Below are 20,817 nucleotides of genomic sequence, written 5' to 3'. Positions count from 1 at the left end.
TTTCACAAGCGACCTAACTCAATACTGGGTTAGGATGACTTACGTACTCGTAGGTACCACTCAGAAAGTAGGCGAACCTGTTTCTCGGTATAGCCTTTTTCCATCATGCGAGCGACAAAGTCGTCATGCTTCTTCTGATCTTCAGAAGAGGTTTTCGCATTAAATGAGATAACCGGAAGTAGCTCTTCGGTATTGGAGAACATTTTCTTCTCGATTACTGTGCGCAGTTTTTCGTAGCTGGTCCAAACCGGGTTTTGACCATTGTTATTCGCTTTCGCACGAAGCACAAAGTTAACGATTTCGTTTCGGAAATCTTTCGGGTTAGAAATACCAGCGGTTTTCTCGATCTTCTCTAGCTCAGCGTTGAGTGAAGATCGATCAAATAGCTGACCAGTTTCTGGATCTCGGTACTCTTGGTCTTGAATCCAGAAGTCTGCGTAGGTGACATAGCGGTCGAAGATGTTCTGACCGTATTCAGAGTAAGACTCGAGATAAGCGGTCTGAATCTCTTTACCAATAAATTCAACGTAGCGAGGCACTAGGTAGCCTTTCAAGAACTCGAGATATTTCTCTGCCGTTTCAGCAGGGAACTGTTCACGTTCAACCTGTTGTTCAATCACATAGAACAGGTGTACAGGGTTGGCTGCCACCTCGGTTTGGTCGAAGTTAAATACGCGTGACAAAATCTTAAAGGCGAAACGTGTAGAGAGACCATTCATGCCTTCATCGACACCCGCATAATCACGATACTCTTGATAGCTTTTTGCCTTTGGATCGGTGTCTTTGAGTGTTTCACCATCGTAGACGCGCATTTTTGAGAAAATGGATGAGTTTTCAGGCTCTTTCAGGCGTGAAAGAATACTGAATTGCGCTAAAGTTTCGAGCGTGCTTGGAGAACAAGGAGCCTGAGACAGCTCACTGTTTTCGAGCAGTTTTTGGTAAATTTTCACTTCTTCGGATACGCGGAGACAGTAAGGTACTTTTACAATGTACACACGGTCGAGGAAGGCTTCGTTATTTTTGTTGTTACGGAAAGTCTGCCACTCAGATTCGTTCGAGTGAGCCAGAATCATACCGTCGAATGGAATCGCAGAAAGACCTTCAGTACCGTTGAAGTTACCTTCTTGCGTTGCCGTCAATAGTGGGTGAAGTACTTTGATCGGCGCTTTGAACATCTCAACGAATTCCATTAAACCTTGGTTTGCTTTACACAGCGCACCGGAGTAGCTGTAGGCATCTGGGTCGTCTTGCGAGTAATGTTCGAGTTTACGGATATCGACTTTACCAACCAGTGATGAAATATCTTGGTTGTTTTCATCCCCTGGTTCTGTTTTAGCAATACCGATCTGATCGAGAATTGAAGGGCGAACTTTCACTACCTTAAATTTAGTGATATCGCCGCCAAATTCATGAAGGCGTTTAGCGGCCCATGGCGACATAATCGAGCGAAGATAACGTTGCTCGATGCCATATTCTTTTTTCAAAATATCGCCGTCTTCCGTGGCTTTGAATAGACAGAATGGATGGTCATTCACTGGGCTACGTTCGCCATTAGCAGTAAGAACATAGATAGGCATCTGTTCCATCAAAGCCTTAAGTTTTTCAGCAAGTGAGGACTTACCACCGCCGACAGGACCGAGTAGGTAAAGGATCTGCTTACGTTCCTCTAAACCTTGCGCCGCGTGTTTTAGGTAAGACACAATTTGCTCTATGGCATCTTCCATACCATAAAAATCTTTAAAGGTTTCATAACGAGAGATAACACGATTCGAGAAGATGCGGCTCAATCTCGGGTCTTTTGCCGTATCAATTATCTCTGGTTCACCGATCGCCATCAGTAGGCGTTCTGCTGCATTAGCATAAGCGCTTTTGTCATCCTTACACAGGGCTAGAAACTCCTGTAACGACATCTCTTCATCTTTTGCAGCTTCATATCTTGATTGATAGTGGTCGAAAATACTCATGTCGCTTTCCCCTTTAATAGTCAGTCTACCGACGAACGTTGATTCAGGCTTTCCCACCTATTGTTATGCTCCTTGTTGTTTGAATATACGTCCTGTTATCACATTTGGTTCGTACAGAATGTAAGATTGGCGACACCAAAGACTTTGCTTTATGGACAGTTTTTTCATTACAACGGTGAGCGGTGGGTATGAATCTTTCAATCACAGCCTTTCTCTACTTAAGCCTAGTCGGGGATTTGCAATTTTGCTTAACAATTATGAATTTATTGCAAAAGTGACATTTGAATCACTCTTTCACTGAAGATGAATTTATGTCGTGAATAGGTGCAATAGAAATCAGATATTTGGCAAAGACAGAAGAGTCTCAGTGATTCATTGCTCTACATCGCACAAGGGAAGCGTAAGAAGGTGAAAAAGCAGCGGTAAGGTTGTGACAGGGCAAATAAAAAAGGAAAGCGAGTGCTTTCCTTTTCGTAGACGAATAGTTTATGCGCTGAAGATTTGTGCAAGCTCGTTTTCGCATAAATGGTACTGACGAGGGCAGTTGCGCCAAGTTTGTAGCATACGACGGTATTTATCCAGCATTGGCATTTGGCTGTTAAAGTGATGGTCTGCTTTATCAAATTGAGGGTACAGACCTTCAGAATCAATAAGGAAGCGTACGTAATGGACTTGTTGGGCCTCTGAAGCAATATCAAACCCAAGGAACTGCAAGCGGCGCTGATCCACTTTGTTACGATCTTCGGTATCGAGCATGTTGTAAGATTCTTGCATCGCGTGATACATCTCCATAACGTCGATGATCTCACGACACTCCGCTTCTGACAGACAGCCGAAATCTTTATTCAACTCACGCATTTGTAGCTCATAGCCACGTTCAACGATCGTTTGTAAGCGTTTGTATTTGGCCGCATTACTTGGATCAAGTTGAGACATAAGGTTGTATTGGTTTGATAGAATCAAACGTTGAGCGTTTGACATTTCCATGATGACCTCACTAGATATCTAATACATTTTTAATGTGCTTAGGTTAACGCTTAAGACATGAGTGAAACATGATCTCAACACATATTTAATACTAAAAAATGGCAAGAACTGTCACTTTTGACCAGTTTAAAAACACTTATTTATGGTAATGATTGTATATGTAGTCTCGGTCTGAAAATACTCTTAGCCACTCTGGCTTGAATACGGTTAAAACCGCCAGTGACATACCATTTAATAGGCCCTCAGGGAAGGCAAGCAACGGTACAAAAATAAAGTAGTTATGTTGAATGGTTTCCCAATCGTAATGACCAACCGATAAATGGTAAAAGGAGTTAATCAGCAGATGCAGGCTTCCTGTTATCGCGCCGTTGAAAAAACCTGCAACGAAGATGAACACAAAAATGTTTCTTGGCAAGTAGTGATAACTCAAAAGAAAGACGAGGTAACTAATGAAGATAGGAAGCAGGGCAGACAATACTAAAGACGTGGGTAACTGCAACAACGACACATCATGTAGCAGGTGGTTGACCAGCATTGCGGGGATACTGATTAGAAAGGCCATACGCCAACCATACATCATCGTCAGCGTTGTTAGCGCGAGAAAATGAATCTGTAGTCCTTCTTTTACGCCTGCTTGAGTTGCCCATAGGATGCTGAAAAAAAAGAGTGTTGCAAAAACGAGGTGCTGAAATGCTTTTTCCTTTTCAAGCTTGGGCCAAACTACTTTTTTCCAATCTGGTAGACAGTAGGCGAGCACTATCCAAAGTATGACAACCAGAGAGCCCAAGTTAAACCAATCCATGTTACTTCCTTCCTATGCGATCATGACGCAATCATTTCTATTGTTCTTTTTATACCTAAATCAACTCATAGAGATTCATTGAAGGTACTTAGGTATAGTTAAAAAAATACCAGCAATATGCTGGTATTTTAAAGAGGTTAGTCTTGCTGTTCACTTAGTATTTTACGTTATCGTTGTACTGCGCAAGAATGGATTGAATCTCGTCCATAGTTTCTTTCGGTGGAGGGTTTACCCCTTCGAGTGGGTATTCTAAGCCCAATGCTTCCCATTTATGGGCACCCAATTTGTGATAAGGAAGTAACTCGACCTTTTCGATGTTATCCATATCTTTAATAAACTCACCAAGCATGTGTGCTGCTTCAGGGTCATCTGTGTAACCAGGCACGACTACATAGCGAATCCAAGTTTTCTTTCCGATTTTTTGCAAGTAACGAGCAAAGTCCAATGTACGTCGGTTCGATACGCCGATGAGATCTTGGTGCACTTCATCTTTCATGTGCTTGATATCAAGCATTACTAAGTCTGTTGCATCCAGTACTTCATCAATAACATCAGTGTGTTTACGAACATAACCGTTCGTATCTAGACACGTATGAATACCTTCTGCTTTAGCTGCGCGGAAAAAGTCCCGTACAAATTCAGGTTGAAGCATCGCTTCGCCGCCAGAACAAGTAACGCCACCACCTGATGCATTCATGAAGTGGCGGTAACTTTTCGCTTCGGAAATGATCTCTTCAACCGTAACTTCTTTGCCATCATGCGTATCCCATGTATCGCGATTGTGGCAATACTTACAGCGCATCAAACAACCTTGCAAGAAGACGATAAAACGAATACCAGGTCCGTCTACGGTACCACATGACTCAAATGAGTGAATACGACCAGTTGTTGACATCTTTTGCTCTCATTACTAGTAAATTCTAGCTGTTATTTTATTACAAAAAGCAGGGTTAAAACAGCTTTGTCGGTACTAAAGGCAAGGTTATGTGAAGAAAGAAAATAGATAGACCAATCTAAATAAATGCTTGATCACAGGGTTGGTTAATACCAAACGAGAGAACTTGCCTTGTATTTAGATTGGTGTGGATACAGGGATAAGTCAGCTTTTAGAAAAAGGCGAACACAGAGAAGGAGCCTGTCCCATAAACATCAGTTTGGGATTCTTCATAATCTGGCGTTTTTATCGTAAAGGTTAGGCTTGCACCGTAATTTTGGTTATACCAAGTTGCACCCGCTACGGCGCTTGCTTGCCAATTTTGCAGTGTGACGTCGTATGGCGCGGATGGCTCAGGAATACCAGGGCGATCACCTTCGATGGTCATGTCATTGAAACGGTAACGACCTTCAAACCCCGTAAATAAGAACCAGCTTGAAGTATCCTGTGCGAGCATACTCGCTGAGAACGGGCTCTCAACACTAATATTGGCGGCTCCGATGCTGCTTGCTAGGTTTGTACCCCAACGAAACATGACGCCTTGAGAGACATCACTACGGAAGTTACCTGCATTGATGTCGTTAATGTTGGTGATTTCCCATTGCGTTTTTTGTTCTTCGCTGCGCATCAATTTATTAAATACGCGGTAGCCAAGGCTAAACGCCACTTTATCGTCGATCTGGTAATCCCAACCTTGTGGGTCAGTCGAGCCTGTTATGCCGTGAACGATTTCTTGCGCTTTTTCTGAAAGCGAACTTTCACCTGTTGCACCGATGGTGAAGTTGTAGCGGACGGCCTTATCATCAGTCAAAGAAAGATAGTTGATCTCAGTATGTAGATAACCCGCATATGGGCGATCATTGACCAGTGGATAATCCGCTTCAATGTCGCTCGGAGTCCACATTTTGTGGCCAAGAACCAACTCTATTTTATCGATATTGGCGTGTTCTGAGTCAGCCAGACTCAGCCATTTCCATTGGCTTTCTTGTTTCAGTTGGCCTGTTGCGTAGGAAAGAAAAATACCATTTGTGTAGTCTTGGTCGACGCCGAAAATACCATCATTGTCGAGTGTAAAAGAGACCGTAGACTTAGTGGATGCCATCGCAACTGGAGAAAGAAGAGTAAGAACAATTAATTTACTGAGTTTCATATACTTTATTTACTAACTTTTTTCGCATCATACGTAAGAATGTGGGCAAAATCTTTCGTAATATCACAACTTTCATTCAAGAAATAAAAAAAGGCTGATGCTTAGAAGCATCAGCCTTTGTTGTATCACTAAAACGTTATTTCATTAAAGTCTTATAGAGACTCTGTGAATGTACGTGCGATTACGTCAGCTTGTTGCTCTGCAGTTAGAGAGTTAAAGCGAACAGCGTAACCAGATACACGGATTGTTAGCTGAGGGTATTTCTCTGGGTGCTTAACGGCGTCTTCTAGAGTTTCGCGGTTAAGAACGTTCACGTTTAGGTGTTGACCACCTTCGATACCCGCTTCGTGGTGGAAGTAACCATCCATCAGACCAGCAAGGTTAGCGCGTTGTGAACCCTCATCTTTACCTAGTGCATTAGGTACGATAGAGAATGTGTAAGAGATACCATCTTGTGCGTCAGCAAACGGCAGTTTTGCAACTGAAGTTAGTGATGCTACGGCACCTTTCTCATCGCGACCGTGCATTGGGTTAGCACCTGGAGCAAATGGAGCACCAGCACGACGACCGTCAGGTGTGTTACCAGTTTTCTTACCGTAAACCACGTTTGAAGTGATAGTAAGAATTGACTGAGTAGGGATTGCATCACGGTAAGTCTTAAGCTTACGGATTTTGCCCATAAATACAGAAACAAGTTCACATGCGATATCATCAACGCGTGGGTCGTTGTTACCAAATTTAGGGTAATCACCTTCGATTTCGAAGTCGATTGCTAGACCGTCTTCGTCACGGATTGGCTTAACTTTTGCGTATTTGATTGCAGACAGAGAGTCAGCCGCAACAGATAGACCAGCAATACCACAAGCCATAGTACGTTTAACGTCACGGTCATGTAGAGCCATTAGTGCCGCTTCGTAGCTGTACTTGTCGTGCATGAAGTGGATAGCGTTTAGTGCAGTCACGTACTGCTTCGCTAGCCAATCCATGAAGTGGTCCATTTTCTCCCACAACTCATCGTAGTTCAGTACATCGCCTTCGATCTTCGGCATTTGTGGACCAACTTGGATTTTTAGCTTCTCATCCACACCACCGTTGATGGTGTAAAGCATAGTTTTCGCAAGGTTAGCACGAGCACCAAAGAACTGCATTTGCTTACCAACAACCATTGGCGATACACAACATGCGATTGCGTAGTCGTCAGAGTTCATGTCTGGACGCATTAGGTCGTCGTTTTCGTACTGGATTGAAGAAGTATCGATAGACACTTTCGCACAGAACTTCTTGAAGCCTTCAGGTAGTTGCTCAGACCAAAGAACAGTGATGTTTGGCTCTGGAGAAGGACCCATTGTGTATAGTGAGTTTAGGAAACGGAAGTTTGTACGAGTAACTAGCGTACGACCGTCAAGACCCATACCACCCATAGACTCAGTTGCCCAGATAGGGTCGCCAGAGAATAGATCATCGTACTCAGGAGTACGTAGGAAACGAACCATACGTAGTTTCATTACGAAGTGGTCGATCATTTCCTGAGCTTGTTCTTCTGTGATGCGGCCAGCAGCGATATCGCGCTCGATGAAGATGTCTAGGAACGTAGACGTACGGCCTAGAGACATTGCCGCGCCGTTTTGAGATTTAACAGCAGCTAGGTAACCGAAGTAAGTCCACTGGATAGCTTCTTGTGCAGTTTCAGCAGGACGAGAAATGTCACAACCGTATTTTGCAGCCATTTCTTTGATTTGACCTAGAGCACGGTGTTGCTCTGCGATCTCTTCACGAAGCTGCATTGTCATTTGTAGGTCTTCGCCGTTCTCGAAACGCTCTTGTAGAGAAGAGAACTGTGCGAATTTATCCTTCATTAGGAAATCAATACCGTATAGAGCAACACGACGGTAGTCACCGATGATACGACCACGACCGTATGCATCAGGAAGACCAGTCAATACGCCAGACTTACGACACGCCATGATTTGTGGAGTGTAGATGTCGAAAACGCCTTGGTTGTGAGTTTTACGGTATTCTGTGTAGATTTTCTTAACTTGTGGGTCAAGCTCGCGGTTGTAGGCTTTGCATGAACCTTCAACCATACGGATACCACCGTTAGGGATGATCGCACGTTTTAGAGGAGCGTCAGTTTGAAGACCTACGATAGTTTCTAGGTCTTTTTCGATGTAGCCTGCATCGTGAGCAGTGATGGTAGAGATAACTGAAGTATCAAAATCAACAGGAGCGTGAGTCGCGTTCTCTTGTTTGATGCCTTCCATTACCTTAGCCCAAAGCTTGTTAGTCGCTTCAGTACCTTCAGAAACTAGGAAAGATTCGTCGCCTTCGTACGGAGTGTAGTTCTTCTGAATGAAATCACGAACGTTTACTTCGTTTTGCCAGTCGCCTGCAGCAAAACCTTCCCAAGCTTTAGCAAATTGCTCTGCCATGACATACCTACCTTTTTAGTAGAAAAAAATACGTACTGCTTCGCCGTTGAGCCAGCTATCCCCAAGTTAAAGAGGGGAACAGTACACTCTTATGAATAACAATATTTATAGTCTTAAATTTAAATGTTCGAGTTACAAAACTATAAATATTGTCACTAGTTTTAACGTTTCTCTTTTTAAGCAACAGTTAGAGGTTAAACTAAAATTTTTTTGCAAACCTTAAACTAAATCAATAAATCCTCAAAAATCTCGATAAAAATGGGGTAGCGACTAGCGCTACCCACACATTTTCTGAACTGTCAGCTTTACAGCCAAGCTTGGATGCCATATTGGCCTTCAAGCATACCAACTGCAAGCATAGCAACTAAACAGATAATAAGTACGCTTACTGGGATCACAATCTTGTCTACAAACGACAAGCGAGACGCGCGCTCTTTATCACCAATTAAGCCGTTGTTATCTAAAAGCATAGTTAGTGCCCAAGCTAGAACAGGGTTAACGACTGCTGAACCAAAGATACAGATGCCTGCTGCTTGTGAATCTTTTGAGTCTTTCACCATCTGCATGCCTGCTTCAAGTAGTGGTAGAGAGACACCAACGAGAAGAGCAACGCGCATAACTGGTGGCCATACAGCAACATCCATAGGGAAACCAAGGATTGCAACAATAATACATAGAGAACCTAGTAAGATTGCACCGCCAGGAATAGGGCGCTTCGCGATTGCTGCAGGGATCATGTAAGTCCCCCAAGATGATGTGATGTTACCACCACCGACAGCGGTACCGACCATTTGGCGCACAGAACACATTGTCATTGTGTCATCAACGTCCATCAGTACTTTTTCACTCTTACGTGGGTAGTTCATTTCTTGGAAGATGCGGTGACCCAAGAAGTCAGGAGACCACATTGCTACAGCAAGAATTGCGAATGGTAGAGAAGCAATGAAGTGTTCCATATTAGGAAGACCAAGCATCCAACCTTCTTCTGTTGAACCCCACCAGTAGATTGGGTTTAGGTTTGGAAGACCCGTCTCGGTTACGAATTTAATATCGAAGCCTGCGCCAAGAACAAGTGCGATTGCAAGGCCAGTGAAGGCACAAACAGGGATTGCTAGCCAGCGTTTGTTCACTTTAGCAAGGAACGCGTATAGGCCAATAGTAACCGCAAGAACGATGAGACCGATGTAACCCATGCTACCTGCGGCAACTGTGTCGGATTGCAAACCAACAGCCCAAGCTTGAATGGAATTAATTTGGCTCATCGTTCCGGTTAAACCCAAGAAGATGAGAAGGCCACCAGCCGTACCTTCAGAGGTGAGGTTAACCAGTTTTGAACCACCTTTTAACAGGCTCAGAATTAAACCAAACACACCAATAAGAATTGCCAATGCAAGAGGGTGAGCACCAGCAAGCGCGATGGTACCAATAAGAGGGATCATTGGGCCGTGGTTACCTGCTAGGTTGGCTTTAGGGTTAATAAAGCCAGAAGCAAGTACACAGAAAAGAAGTGCAGGAATGAGCATCTCTACACGGGCAACTTCGATGGCGAAATCTTTGCCCAGATTAACATGGTCCCATGCGGCAGTTAGGCCTTCAGCCCAAGACATCATTACCGCAGAGTACATCGCGATAATACCAATCGTACCGGCAAGTGCTGGAACAAGATCTTCAAGTTCAAAACGGAAGTCACGACCTGGCAAGTTTAAGCCGAAACGACGCGGCTTCATAATTTGTAGTTCGTGGTCTAGGTAGTCTGAACGGCTTGCGAACTCAGATGCTGGACGATGAAGCTCACGGTAGCTCTTGGTCTCGATATCTGAATCAGAGTGCGTTTTGTTAACTGCGTCTGACATAGATTCCTCATATATTTAAAAGTTATGAATTCTTCATTCAATTGTGTTAATCCGCATCCTGCGGCACGCTTATGCTAGCTATTATTAGATTTGTTACACGTCGACATTGTGCCTAAGCATAGCTAATAACTTATTGTGTTGAGGCACAAAAAAATCCTCATCTTTTGGCAGGAGTCTAACAAGATAGCCATTTAGGGTGATTGATTTAGATCACTTTAAGAATGGTTGTGAAATAAAACTACAGAAAGTTTCTGGCATGCGAATGAGATGGTGAAATCTTGTGTAATTTCATTACACAAGTTGCATAAAATTAGAATTTGTTGCTCTTATCGTTCGAGGGATTCGGGGTAAATATCAATATTCATGATGATTATATAAAGCTGGCTTTATTCTTGCTTTCTACAGGGCAAAGACGATTTTTTTGGCTAATCATTGCCGCTCAGTTTAGGAAAAAGACATGAAACAGCTTAAAGTACTGCCACTAGTGGCAATCATCTCAGGGTTAATGGTCGGTTGTGGCGGCGGTGGCGGTGGCGGCGGTGGTGCTGCGCCGAAAACAGCGTTTACTTTTGATTTTGCTATACCAGCAACAATGACTGAAAGTGAAGCTACTGCGAAAGGTTGTACGGTGTATGACCACAAAACTGAGCTGAACGGTGATAAAACGGTTTTAACCTATAGCGCAGCGTCAAAAGAGCAAGTGACTAACTATGTTATCGGTTACTACTCTGATGCAGATGGCAAAAGAGCCGGAGACATCATCAAACCAACCACTGATAACTTTAAGTTTTATCTTGAAGATATTCCTGACGGCGGCTTTGTAACGTTTCAAGCAATAGAATTTAACGGTAGAGAAGCTCGCGTAAATACGTTTTCAAAAGAATTCTTACAAGATAAGAAACTACGTAATGCCACGTTTGCCCTTAACCGAGACTCTTTGAACAAGTGCTTTACTGGCGGTAACTTAGCAAGCAATAAGTTTACTAACCTAGATTACCGAAATGCTGAATCAGGTGGTGGAGACTACAACTTTGTCTCGCAAACCGATGTTTTCACGTCACCTAACCCTGATATGTTGCCTACCGATGAGCTTATGGGGCTTAAAGGTGAGCCTACGGCGTTGTTCCAGTATGAATCTGGTTCAAGCGACAAAGCGCTTTACCAGTATGGTATTGGGTCGTGGGGGACTGGTGAGATTGCCTTAGTCAGAGCGGATAATACGTCAAACATTTATTCGTCTTCTGATTATACTTACGACACTCTCCACATTGGTTTTATTACTAACGGCTTTGCGTATGATGCGCTGAAGCTAGATAAAACGGCCGTTGAATATAATCGCCCTAGCGCAACGAATAAAGAAACTTGGGTCTACATGGCGTTCTCAGAGAATCAAGTTAATGGTTGGGACTCTCTACTTAACGAAACGGTCTCTGATGGGTGGGATATTGACGTTGATCCAAGCTCTTACTTAAATATTGATAACCTGCCAAACACAAAACCAAGTGTATCAACACAAGGAAGTGCAGACTCGGTGATTGATCTGGACATGGGTTTAACATCGTCTACAGAAGGCTTTACTCGTGTCGCTTACTTTGCGGCTTCAGGCGACTATAAAGTCACACATCGTATTTTCACAAAGAGCGACAGTGACTCTGTTGTTGTTCCTGAGCTCCATTACTACAATTTCCCAACATCAGCCGTTAACGGTTTGAAAGTTTCAGCTTCGGACGATTTTAATCGCACTGCTTTGGTATTGAGTGACGATAGCAATATCGACTCTAAAGTTTTCATGAGCTTCTTTTCTAATGGTGAAGCGTCAGAGCCTGAGCTAGATGAAGACTTGGATGGCATCATTACTTCTGAAAAAGAAGGCCTAGAAAATGAAGTGACATTACGTACTTCAAACTCATTGGTAGTCAGTCGTTTTAATTAATTCATTACGACCCTAAATAAGTTTCAATTAACACTTTTGTAAATTTATTAAGCCCCTTCTAAAGGGGCTTTTTTATATTTAATATTCAGCTTTTGAAGAATAAGTTGCTATATATTGCATATTAATTTGGCTATCGTATCTTTCTATTCGAATTATTTAGGTTAATAATTTGTTGCAAGTTTCAGGGTGTGGTGCTAATTTGTTCCGAATTAGAGAGGGCGGAGTCCCTTAATTGCAGTGACAAAAACACAGGGAGTAGAGCGCATGAATGATGTACCAGCGCTAGATATAAAAGACCTGCACAAAACATTTGGACAAAATGAAGTTCTCAAGGGAATTTCTCTTGCCGCGCACAAAGGAGATGTCATCTCCATCATTGGCTCTTCCGGTTCTGGTAAGAGTACCTTTCTTAGATGTATCAACTTGCTAGAAACGCCTACCGCAGGCGAAATTTGGGTGAATGGTGAATTAATCCAAATGAAGAACAACCGAGCAGGGGAATCCGTTCCTGCTAATGAAAAGCAAGTGCAACGTATTCGCTCACGTCTAGCGATGGTGTTCCAAGGTTTCAACTTATGGTCACACCTGACAGTACTAGAAAACGTGATTGAAGCCCCTGTTCATGTTCTAGGCGTACCAAAAGCCCAAGCGATTGAAAACGCAGAAGTCTTGCTTAAGAAAGTAGGCCTGTATGAGCGTAAAGACTATTATCCTGGGCACTTATCTGGCGGTCAGCAGCAACGTGCCGCTATTGCCCGTGCGCTAGCAGTTGACCCTGAAGTGATGTTGTTTGACGAGCCAACCTCTGCGCTTGACCCAGAACTTGTTGGGGAAGTATTAGGGGTAATGAGAGATTTGGCAGATGAAGGACGAACCATGCTGGTGGTCACGCACGAAATGGCGTTTGCGCGAGACGTATCAAACCATGTGATGTTCTTGCATCAAGGCTTAGTGGAAGAACAGGGAAATCCAGCTAAGCTATTTACAAACCCGGATTCGGAACGATTACAGCAGTTTATCTCATCCATTTACTAATATTTTTAGGCGGCAGACTATTGCCTCCTAAGCCAGCACAACAAACAAAACGAAATAAAATAGCAATCACAGGAGTATGGAAATGAAAAAGTGGTTATTAGCAGCAACGATCGCTGCAACGGCAGTATCTGGTGTCGCTCAAGCGAAAGAATGGAAAACAGTTCGCTTCGGCATTGAGGGTGCTTACCCTCCGTTTAGCTGGACAGAAACGGATGGTTCTCTGAAAGGCTTCGACGTAGACATGGCCAACGCGCTTTGTGAAGAAATGCAGGTGAAATGTAAGATTGTCGCGCAAGATTGGGATGGCATCATTCCTTCTCTATTAGCGCGTAAGTACGACGCAATCATCGCTGCGATGTCTATTACTGAAGAACGTAAGAAGAAAGTCGATTTCACTGGCAAATACGCACTGATTCCAAACAAATTTATTGCCAAGAAGGGTGCGAATCTGGATTTTGACAACCTAGATGGCAAGAAAATCGCCGTTCAACGTGCAACAACACACGACAAATATCTGACAGATAACTATGGCGATAAAGTAGAAATTGTTCGTTACGGTTCTTTTGATGAGGCTTACCTAGATTTAGCCAATGGTCGTGTTGCCGCTGTATTGGGCGACGCCTCTGCTCTAGAAGAAGGTGTGCTTAATAAAGCGGGCGGCGACGCGTACGAGTTTGTTGGTCCGTCATTGACCGATCCTAAGTGGTTCGGTGAAGGTTTTGGTATTGCCGTGCGTAAACAAGATAAAGATCTAACGAAGAAATTGGACGCGGCGATAATTTCACTACGTGAGAAAGGTGTTTATCAAGAAATTGCTGGTAAATACTTTAACTACGATGTGTACGGTGAATAAACCGTAATTAAGCGACCGTTGGCTTGTTCCTAGAAGTAGTCAACGGTCGATTTTTTGAGTTTAGGGATTAGGAACTCACCTATGCTAGATTTACAAGGATACGAAGCTTCGATTTTAAAAGGGGCTTTAGTAACGATAGAAGTTGCAGTGCTTTCACTCCTTCTTGCGGTGATCTTAGGTATGCTTGGCGCACTAGCTAAGTTAGCGCCTTACAAATGGGCAAGGGCGATTGCCACTCTTTACACCACCGTCATTCGCGGCATTCCAGATTTGGTTCTGATGATGCTGATTTTCTTTGGTGGACAAATACTTTTAAACAATAGCCTGTACTCCATTAACGAAACGCTCAATGAGTGGTTTGCTTCGAGTGATCCAAACCATGAATGGACGTCTTACTTACCCGACTATATTGATGTCAGCCCATTTATTGCAGGTGTACTCACGATTGGTTTTATCTTTGGTGCCTACATGGCGGAGACTTTTCGCGGAGCGATCATGGCGGTGGACAAAGGTGAACTAGAAGCGGCGAAAGCTTATGGTATGAGCTCAGCCTTATCGTTTAGAAGAATCTTACTGCCTCAGATGATTCGTCATGCATTACCTGGATTTGGTAATAACTGGTTAGTGTTACTCAAGACCACAGCGTTAGTTTCCATCATCGGCCTGGATGACATGGTGAGAATGAGCTCGTTGGCGGCAGGTACGACGAAAATGCCGTTTACCTTTTACATGGCTGTCGCGCTCATCTTTCTGTTTTTTACCAGCGTTTCGACCGGGCTACTCAAGCTTGTTGAGCGTAAGTTCAGTATTCATGCGAGGTAAGTTATGGATTTTTCTTTGATTATTGAAAGCTTCCCAACTTATCTTCAGGGACTTTGGACGACAGTTTGGCTGGTAGGATTAGCGTTGGTTATCGGTTTGTGTGTCTCGATTCCATTAGCTGTGGCACGTAATAGTGCGAATTATGCCTTTAGCTTACCTTCTTGGGGATTCATTTACTTTTTCCGTGGAACACCGTTGTTGGTCCAGTTGTATTTGATTTATTACGGTATGGATCAGTTCTTTCCTGTGAAAGATACCTTGTGGGAAAACGCCTGGTTTTGTGCTTTAGTCGCTTTTATTCTTAATACGTCGGCTTATACAGCAGAAATTATTCGTGGTGCGATTAATGGCTTGCCCAAAGGTGAAGTAGAAGCTGCCAAAGCGTATGGGATGAGTAAGTTTATGACATACAGACGTATTATCTTGCCGAGTGCACTGCGTCGAGCATTACCAGCTTATTCAAACGAAGTGATTTTCATGCTGCACGGTAGTGCGGTCGCGGGTATCGTTACCATTATGGATCTAACTGGCGCTGCGCGCTTAGTTAACTCACGTTACTATGCGCCATTTGAATCTTTCCTTACGGCGGGGCTGTTCTACATGGCACTGACGTTTATGATCTTGTGGTGCTTTAAAGTGGCAGAGAAGCGCTTCTTGGCATACCTACGTCCTTTAAGTTAATAATTAATGTCAGCAATGGTATCGGAATGGGTACCATTGCTTTTTGATGATTTTGTTATCTTCATTCCTATTTTTCCTACCGATACAAAAGACTATTTCTTTTTATTCATGTACTTACATTAATATCTGATAAACCCATTGTTTAGTAAGTAAAAATGAAAAAAACAATTCTATCGTTGGGCCTTGCCGCCGTTGCCACTGGATGTGGTGGGGGAGAGGGAGAGTCACAATCTAATGCTCAAGTAAAACCAACGCCAGCTCCAGTTCAACAAGCTCTGGAAACTGGTAATGCACTGCTCGTTTCTGATCCGAACGATTTCATCCGAGAAAGTCGGCAAGTTGTGGAAGGGCACAAGAAACAGTCGAATACGATCAAATCTGCAATTGCGAAAAACCTTTCTGGCCTTTATTGGGATCCAACCCATGATGCAGCGATCTTGGCACCTCAGTATGGGTTCAACGACACCATCTTGATGACCAACAAGGCCATGGCTAGCGGTTATAAAGATCAGGCGTTGTCAATTGGCGTTGCTGGAGAAAACGCTAATGGTCAACGTTATGCGCTATTAGGTAGTAACCCATTTAGAACGGCACAACGCTTTCCCGAGTCTTCGAATGCAGCGATGACTCAATGGCTAAGCAACCTGGTCACTTGGTTGTCAGGCGGAACTACTTCAAACGTTGTCATCGCGCAAATGGATCAGTCTTATTACTTCCCTGATGAGCAAGCGACTCGGAATTGGCTGAAAGACAATGTTTCACAAGAGTTGGCGTTTAACGAGGCCAACCTATGCGATGGTTCGAAGCTACTTAGCTGCTTGCAAACCAATACTCCAAACTTATTGATCTTGTCACAGCATCTGCAATCTGGCGACACCAACCAACAAGTACTCGATGCTCTGGCATACGCTGAGCAAGCCCAAATTCCTGTTCTATACCTGCATTGGGATGGAGGACTAACTGAACTTGGCCGAGACATTTTGGAAAAATTCCATGTTGATTATGTGGGAGATAACTATTGGCGTAAGTTAGGCTTGGTTGATTGGGCGCCTTCATCACTCATGAACTTAGTGCCAGACTCTGTTGCTACGCAACAAGCGCTGTTGTCTCGTTTTGAATCTCAAAACTTCAATGTTGACTTGTCACAGTGTGATGACAAATCTTGTCCTGACACTGCGAATATGGAAAGTCAATTTTATGCAGGGGCAAACAGTATTCGCCATCGGTTGCAAAAGCTTGATGAACAAAAAGTAGATTTGTTTAATCAAGATGGCTACCAATACGAAAAACTCATGGTATTGCTGGCTGATCACTATCGTCAAACGGTTGTGTTCCCAATGGACAAACAATCAACCCAAACGACCGAATTCCTAAAATCGTATTTTGCCGATTACGTACAATACAACAGCCGAAGCGTGAACCCAAAACAACCAAATATGGGGAACTTCAGCCGTAGTGAGTTTAGCCCTGAAGTAAAGAGAATCAGCGCAACGATTAATATGGAATCAAAGCGTAACTTCCGCTCTGCTGGTGTGTATGCGCTTCCTGGGGAGACCTTTACGGTCACGCGCAATGACAGTAATGAAGTGACGACTAAAATTGTCATCAACAGTTTAAGAAGTGGCGCAACTCATGAGTTCAGCAAAGATGGATACACGCGACCAAAAATGCTGACTTCATTTGCTTACGAAGTTAAAGCGGGTGAAACCATCACGCTGACATCTCCTTATGGCGGCCCAGTACAGGTTCACTTTGACAAAAATGATATTCCGGTTGAACTGAGATTTAACCATGTGGCACAGCATCCTGTATGGAGAAGTGAGAAGGATAACGATGCGTTTATTCAGGAGCTTGAAGCGAATTTGTTCGATTGGGCTGAACTGATCACGCCTGGATTTGAGGTACATTCTAAACGTGACAAAATGCTTGAATCTGTCAACGATGAGATGTGGTCGACACCAGCTGAAATGGCGCTGGCGACAGAAGAGTATGTTCATAACTACCCACATGTCTTGGCTGGTTTCCAAGGGCCGGGTATCGATGAGGTTCCGGAAATTATCCAGTATGCCAAAAATCAAGGTTGGGAAATCGCCAATATTGATATGGTGAAGCATATGAACGCTGACCAAGCGACGTGTGGTTACGGCTGTTCTGGTAACCCATACGATGCTTACTGGTCATTCAGCCCACTCGGTCACGGTGATTTACATGAGCTTGGTCATGGCTTGGAAAAAGGTCGATTCCGATTTGCAGGCTGGGAAGGGCATTCAACGACTAATTACTACTCGTATTACAGTAAGTCTCGTTTCTTCCAGAATACGGGGAAAGTTTCAACTTGCCAAAGCTTAGATTTCAAAGGCCAGTTTGAATTATTGCAAGCAAGCCGAACTCAAGCGGATCCAAACGCTTACATGGCAGCGCAAAATCAAACTGGTTGGAGTTGGGGAGCTCGCGTTTACATTCAAATGATGATGGCGACGCAGCATGAAGGTGTACTGCAAAATGGTTGGCATTTATTGGCGCGATTGCACCTGATTGAACGTGAGTTTAACCGCTTAAAATCGGATGATGCGCTTTGGAATGAGAGACGATTGAGTATTGGTTTCGCCAACTACTCTCGTGAAGAGGCAAATAGCATCTCAAACAACGACTGGTTGCTTATTGCTCTGAGCTACATCTCTCAGCGAGACATGACGAGCTATTTAGATATGTGGGGCTTCTCGTTCACAGAAAAAGCGAAACAGCAGGTTGTGGCGCTGAATCTACCACCGATGCCTCTCACTTACTTTGCAAGCAGCAATACCGGCTACTGTCTGAACGAATTTGCTCAAACGCCAGTCAGTGTTGATGGTCAAACGGTTTGGCCGCTGAACTAGCTGAGTAGAAAGTAACTTGCATGAAAAAGGGAGACAGAGTCTCCCTTTTTCATGGGTTAAGCTTAGCGTTGAGTCCCGCTTATTGCTCAGTTATGTATTACTTGAACGTCGACCAAATTGGAGCGTGGTCTGAAGGTTTTTCAATACCGCGCAATTCATAATCGATACCCGACTCAATACATTTTTGCGCGAGAGAAGGGGTCGCCAAAATGACATCAATTCGTAGACCTCGGTTATCATCAAATCCGCGAGAGCGATAATCAAACCACGAGAATTGATCGTTCACTTCTGGATATAGCTTGCGGAAGGTGTCCTCAAAGCCCCAATCTAGCAAGGTTTTCAGCCATTCGCGCTCTTCCGGTTGGAATGAACATTTACCTGTTTTTAGCCAACGCTTACGGTTTGGTTCGCCGATACCGATATCTGCATCAATAGGGCTGATGTTGATGTCACCCATAACAATCAATTGCTCGTCACTATTGTGATGATCGTTTAGGTAAGTCATCAGATCTTTATAGAACTGACGTTTGTATGGGAATTTTGTTTCGTGGCTGATGTTATCCCCTTGAGGGAAGTAGCCGTTTAGCACCGTGACCTTTTCGCCGTTTTCATTTAAAAACGTTGCCATGATCATGCGCTTTTGGTGCTCTTCGTTATCCGTCGGGAACCCTTTTTGTACGTGTAGAGGTTCTTGCTTACAAAGCATTGCGACGCCGTAATGCGCTTTTTGACCATGGAAATACACTTTGTAGCCCATGGCTTCGACAGCTTCAATCGGGAATGCTTCATCGTGAACTTTAATTTCCTGAAGGCCAATCACATCTGGTTGGTGTTTGTCGATTAGCGCTTGGAGTTGGTGCAGTCGCGCACGTAGTCCATTGATGTTAAAGCTGATTACTTTCATTGTTTATCCTTTTTGAGGGCGTACTTTTTTATGAATAGTATCATTGTGCAAGAGCACTGAAAACGAGTCTCGGTGAAAGGAGCGAAACGTTGGGCTACTTTGCTTTTAATTTGTTTTCTAAGTCGTTTTGCACGATCTTCAAAGCGTTAAGCGCAACTTCTGGATCTATCTCATTGCTCTCAAGTAAATAGATCAAATCGACAGCCAATTTGATCTCTTCAGGTGCGTCATCTAAAGGCGAGGTTGGTTGATCGGCCATTATTGGTGTTTTTCCCTATGTGTAATTTGGTTCTCTAGTTTCAGAAGCGCTGCCTCACAACGTGCCAAACGTTGCTCGGTCGCTAGTAACACTTTCTGAGCCTCGGCACGCATAAAACTAGGAGCGGTTTCGACAGCACGTTCTTTTTCTAACACCATTTCGCGCAAGCGTCTTGCCCACTCTTGGTGTTGAGCGAGTTCCTGATAAAGCACGTTAATAGGCTTGCGGAAATGGCTGCTATGTTTGATCTCATTCTTGCGAATTTTGGTGGTAGAAATCTCGCGTTGAATCGCACCTATTTGCGCTACTAACCGTTCAGTGAGGTACTCAGCACGCAAAGCGGTGAGCTTACCTTCATTTTGCTCACGCACAATCGCATCCAGCGTGGCTTTTGCTTCTTTTACGCAAGGAGTAAGTAAGCGAGAGCGACAACCAAATAAGCGCTCATCAAAAAGCGGAACATGGTGTTCGCCTCTTTGACGGTCAAGAACAGCGGCTTGCTTCGCCATTTGTTCTAGGTTTTCCTGGAGTTGAGAAATGTTCATGACAAACCTACAAACCATGCGTCATAAGCCAATTTTATGGCCAGTATACTGACGACAGTAACAAATACAGGGCGAATGAATTTAGAACCAAACCGAATGGCGGAATGCGCGCCAACAAAAGCGCCAGCCATTAAACATACCCCCATTGTTAAGCCTAGCACCCAGTTGATATGACCGAGGACTGCAAACGTAATCAAAGAGGTAAAGTTGCTGGTAAAGTTCATTGCTTTTGCTAAGCCAGAGGCGAGCAAGATATTCAGCCGATAAAGAGCCATTGAACTTACCGTCCAAAAAGCCCCAGTTCCAGGCCCTGCGAGCCCGTCATAGAACCCTATGGATAATCCTTGCATGTACTGTTTTCTATGAAGTTTTGGGCAAGGCTCGGGAATTGGACTTTGATGAGGAGAGTGCGGTGTTTTATGGAAGACGGTGTATAACGCCGCCGCTAAAATAACAAGAGGTAACCCTTTTTCTAGCCAATCCGTGCTAATCGCGTCCACAAGTAGGGTACCTAATGTTGCTCCGACAAGCGTCGCAACAAATGCTCTTCCCCAGCATTGAGGCTTGAATAAACGTTTCTTGTAGTACGTAAATGCCGCAGTAGAAGAGGCAAAGGTAGCCGCAAGTTTATTGGTGCCTAGTGCAATATGGGGCGGCAAGCCCAACGATAGTAGAGCAGGTACGGTTAGCATGCCACCACCACCGGCAACTGCATCAATAAATCCAGCGACAAAAGCGACAAGCGCCAACACCAACAGCATAGTTGGCTCAATCATTTCCATAAATGGTG

At 43.9% G+C, this 20,817-nt stretch carries 17 protein-coding genes; 6 read left to right on the top strand and 11 right to left on the bottom strand.

Going from position 1 to position 20,817, the window contains the following annotated elements; all coding sequences use genetic code 11:
* Positions 1 to 29 precede the first annotated feature (29 nt).
* The 7 genes from L3V27_RS11505 to L3V27_RS11475 form a co-directional block, all read right to left on the bottom strand.
* The gene (locus tag L3V27_RS11505) at positions 30 to 1,964 is read right to left on the bottom strand and encodes a PrkA family serine protein kinase (RefSeq protein ID WP_005390658.1); all 1,935 of its coding nucleotides are present in this window, start codon (positions 1,962 to 1,964) and stop codon (positions 30 to 32) included.
* A 486-nt stretch (positions 1,965 to 2,450) separates the two neighbouring features.
* Positions 2,451 to 2,951 (bottom strand): YfbU family protein, encoded by a 501-nt coding sequence (locus tag L3V27_RS11500; RefSeq protein ID WP_005390659.1) that lies wholly within the window; start codon positions 2,949 to 2,951, stop codon positions 2,451 to 2,453.
* Positions 2,952 to 3,087: 136 nt separating this feature from the next.
* Positions 3,088 to 3,753: an energy-coupling factor ABC transporter permease gene (locus L3V27_RS11495; protein WP_006742143.1), complete on the bottom strand. Its 666-nt coding sequence runs from the start codon at positions 3,751 to 3,753 to the stop codon at positions 3,088 to 3,090.
* A gap of 154 nt (positions 3,754 to 3,907) precedes the next feature.
* Positions 3,908 to 4,648, bottom strand: coding sequence for a pyruvate formate lyase 1-activating protein (gene pflA, locus L3V27_RS11490; RefSeq protein WP_005390663.1), 741 nt, complete (start codon positions 4,646 to 4,648; stop codon positions 3,908 to 3,910).
* A gap of 211 nt (positions 4,649 to 4,859) precedes the next feature.
* Positions 4,860 to 5,837: a lipid A deacylase LpxR family protein gene (locus L3V27_RS11485; protein ID WP_167394145.1), complete on the bottom strand. Its 978-nt coding sequence runs from the start codon at positions 5,835 to 5,837 to the stop codon at positions 4,860 to 4,862.
* Between the two features lie 152 nt (positions 5,838 to 5,989).
* Entirely contained in the window at positions 5,990 to 8,266 is a 2,277-nt protein-coding gene (gene pflB / locus L3V27_RS11480; RefSeq protein ID WP_005390666.1) for a formate C-acetyltransferase, read from the bottom strand.
* Between the two features lie 305 nt (positions 8,267 to 8,571).
* Complete coding sequence (locus L3V27_RS11475; protein ID WP_005390668.1) at positions 8,572 to 10,119, bottom strand: DUF3360 family protein; 1,548 nt, start codon at positions 10,117 to 10,119, stop codon at positions 8,572 to 8,574.
* Positions 10,120 to 10,576: 457 nt separating this feature from the next.
* Here L3V27_RS11475 and L3V27_RS11470 point away from each other — a divergent pair, with 457 nt between their 5' ends.
* The 6 genes from L3V27_RS11470 to L3V27_RS11445 all read left to right on the top strand — a co-directional run bounded on the left by L3V27_RS11470 (position 10,577) and on the right by L3V27_RS11445 (position 18,319).
* Positions 10,577 to 12,052 carry a 54K polar flagellar sheath protein A gene (locus L3V27_RS11470; protein ID WP_085343553.1) on the top strand — a complete coding sequence of 492 codons (1,476 nt, stop codon included), beginning with the start codon at positions 10,577 to 10,579 and terminating at the stop codon, positions 12,050 to 12,052.
* A 264-nt stretch (positions 12,053 to 12,316) separates the two neighbouring features.
* Positions 12,317 to 13,087, top strand: a complete 771-nt coding sequence (locus L3V27_RS11465) for an ABC transporter ATP-binding protein (RefSeq protein WP_005378438.1) — start codon at positions 12,317 to 12,319, stop codon at positions 13,085 to 13,087.
* 82 nt (positions 13,088 to 13,169) lie between these two features.
* The gene (locus L3V27_RS11460) at positions 13,170 to 13,940 is read left to right on the top strand and encodes an ABC transporter substrate-binding protein (protein ID WP_012841998.1); all 771 of its coding nucleotides are present in this window, start codon (positions 13,170 to 13,172) and stop codon (positions 13,938 to 13,940) included.
* A gap of 81 nt (positions 13,941 to 14,021) precedes the next feature.
* Positions 14,022 to 14,762, top strand: coding sequence for an ABC transporter permease (locus L3V27_RS11455; RefSeq protein WP_006742137.1), 741 nt, complete (start codon positions 14,022 to 14,024; stop codon positions 14,760 to 14,762).
* Positions 14,763 to 14,765: 3 nt separating this feature from the next.
* Complete coding sequence (locus L3V27_RS11450) at positions 14,766 to 15,443, top strand: ABC transporter permease (protein WP_053807157.1); 678 nt, start codon at positions 14,766 to 14,768, stop codon at positions 15,441 to 15,443.
* A gap of 155 nt (positions 15,444 to 15,598) precedes the next feature.
* Positions 15,599 to 18,319 carry an ImpA family metalloprotease gene (locus tag L3V27_RS11445; RefSeq protein WP_237311883.1) on the top strand — a complete coding sequence of 907 codons (2,721 nt, stop codon included), beginning with the start codon at positions 15,599 to 15,601 and terminating at the stop codon, positions 18,317 to 18,319.
* A 97-nt stretch (positions 18,320 to 18,416) separates the two neighbouring features.
* Here L3V27_RS11445 and xthA read toward each other — a convergent pair whose 3' ends face one another.
* From xthA to L3V27_RS11425, 4 genes are all read right to left on the bottom strand, one after another.
* On the bottom strand, positions 18,417 to 19,223 hold the full coding sequence (gene xthA / locus L3V27_RS11440) for an exodeoxyribonuclease III (RefSeq protein WP_048626179.1): 807 nt from the start codon (positions 19,221 to 19,223) through the stop codon (positions 18,417 to 18,419).
* A gap of 94 nt (positions 19,224 to 19,317) precedes the next feature.
* On the bottom strand, positions 19,318 to 19,482 hold the full coding sequence (gene rsmS, locus L3V27_RS11435; RefSeq protein WP_005378432.1) for a pleiotropic regulatory protein RsmS: 165 nt from the start codon (positions 19,480 to 19,482) through the stop codon (positions 19,318 to 19,320).
* Positions 19,482 to 20,027: a primosomal replication protein gene (locus L3V27_RS11430; protein ID WP_012841995.1), complete on the bottom strand. Its 546-nt coding sequence runs from the start codon at positions 20,025 to 20,027 to the stop codon at positions 19,482 to 19,484. Before L3V27_RS11430 ends, rsmS begins: the two co-directional genes overlap by 1 nt.
* Entirely contained in the window at positions 20,024 to 20,809 is a 786-nt protein-coding gene (locus L3V27_RS11425) for a TSUP family transporter (protein ID WP_005390688.1), read from the bottom strand. The genes L3V27_RS11430 and L3V27_RS11425 overlap by 4 nt, the downstream gene beginning before the upstream one ends.
* Between the last annotated feature and the right edge of the window lie 8 nt (positions 20,810 to 20,817).

The organism is Vibrio sp. J2-3(2022), from assembly GCF_021725735.1.
In the GTDB taxonomy this organism is placed as follows: domain Bacteria; phylum Pseudomonadota; class Gammaproteobacteria; order Enterobacterales; family Vibrionaceae; genus Vibrio; species Vibrio diabolicus.
This window is presented reverse-complemented; position numbering and strand designations above follow the sequence as displayed.

Excerpts from the sequence above, each read along its gene's own strand:
- L3V27_RS11505 (WP_005390658.1), bottom strand. The coding sequence starts at position 1,964 with ATGAGTATTTTCGACCACTATCAATCAAGATATGAAGCTGCAAAAGAT.
- L3V27_RS11500 (WP_005390659.1), bottom strand. The coding sequence starts at position 2,951 with ATGGAAATGTCAAACGCTCAACGTTTGATTCTATCAAACCAATACAAC.
- L3V27_RS11495 (WP_006742143.1), bottom strand. The coding sequence starts at position 3,753 with ATGGATTGGTTTAACTTGGGCTCTCTGGTTGTCATACTTTGGATAGTG.
- pflA (WP_005390663.1), bottom strand. The coding sequence starts at position 4,648 with ATGTCAACAACTGGTCGTATTCACTCATTTGAGTCATGTGGTACCGTA.
- L3V27_RS11485 (WP_167394145.1), bottom strand. The coding sequence starts at position 5,837 with ATGAAACTCAGTAAATTAATTGTTCTTACTCTTCTTTCTCCAGTTGCG.
- pflB (WP_005390666.1), bottom strand. The coding sequence starts at position 8,266 with ATGGCAGAGCAATTTGCTAAAGCTTGGGAAGGTTTTGCTGCAGGCGAC.
- L3V27_RS11475 (WP_005390668.1), bottom strand. The coding sequence starts at position 10,119 with ATGTCAGACGCAGTTAACAAAACGCACTCTGATTCAGATATCGAGACC.
- L3V27_RS11470 (WP_085343553.1), top strand. The coding sequence starts at position 10,577 with ATGAAACAGCTTAAAGTACTGCCACTAGTGGCAATCATCTCAGGGTTA.
- L3V27_RS11465 (WP_005378438.1), top strand. The coding sequence starts at position 12,317 with ATGAATGATGTACCAGCGCTAGATATAAAAGACCTGCACAAAACATTT.
- L3V27_RS11460 (WP_012841998.1), top strand. The coding sequence starts at position 13,170 with ATGAAAAAGTGGTTATTAGCAGCAACGATCGCTGCAACGGCAGTATCT.
- L3V27_RS11455 (WP_006742137.1), top strand. The coding sequence starts at position 14,022 with ATGCTAGATTTACAAGGATACGAAGCTTCGATTTTAAAAGGGGCTTTA.
- L3V27_RS11450 (WP_053807157.1), top strand. The coding sequence starts at position 14,766 with ATGGATTTTTCTTTGATTATTGAAAGCTTCCCAACTTATCTTCAGGGA.
- L3V27_RS11445 (WP_237311883.1), top strand. The coding sequence starts at position 15,599 with ATGAAAAAAACAATTCTATCGTTGGGCCTTGCCGCCGTTGCCACTGGA.
- xthA (WP_048626179.1), bottom strand. The coding sequence starts at position 19,223 with ATGAAAGTAATCAGCTTTAACATCAATGGACTACGTGCGCGACTGCAC.
- rsmS (WP_005378432.1), bottom strand. The coding sequence starts at position 19,482 with ATGGCCGATCAACCAACCTCGCCTTTAGATGACGCACCTGAAGAGATC.
- L3V27_RS11430 (WP_012841995.1), bottom strand. The coding sequence starts at position 20,027 with ATGAACATTTCTCAACTCCAGGAAAACCTAGAACAAATGGCGAAGCAA.
- L3V27_RS11425 (WP_005390688.1), bottom strand. The coding sequence starts at position 20,809 with ATGGAAATGATTGAGCCAACTATGCTGTTGGTGTTGGCGCTTGTCGCT.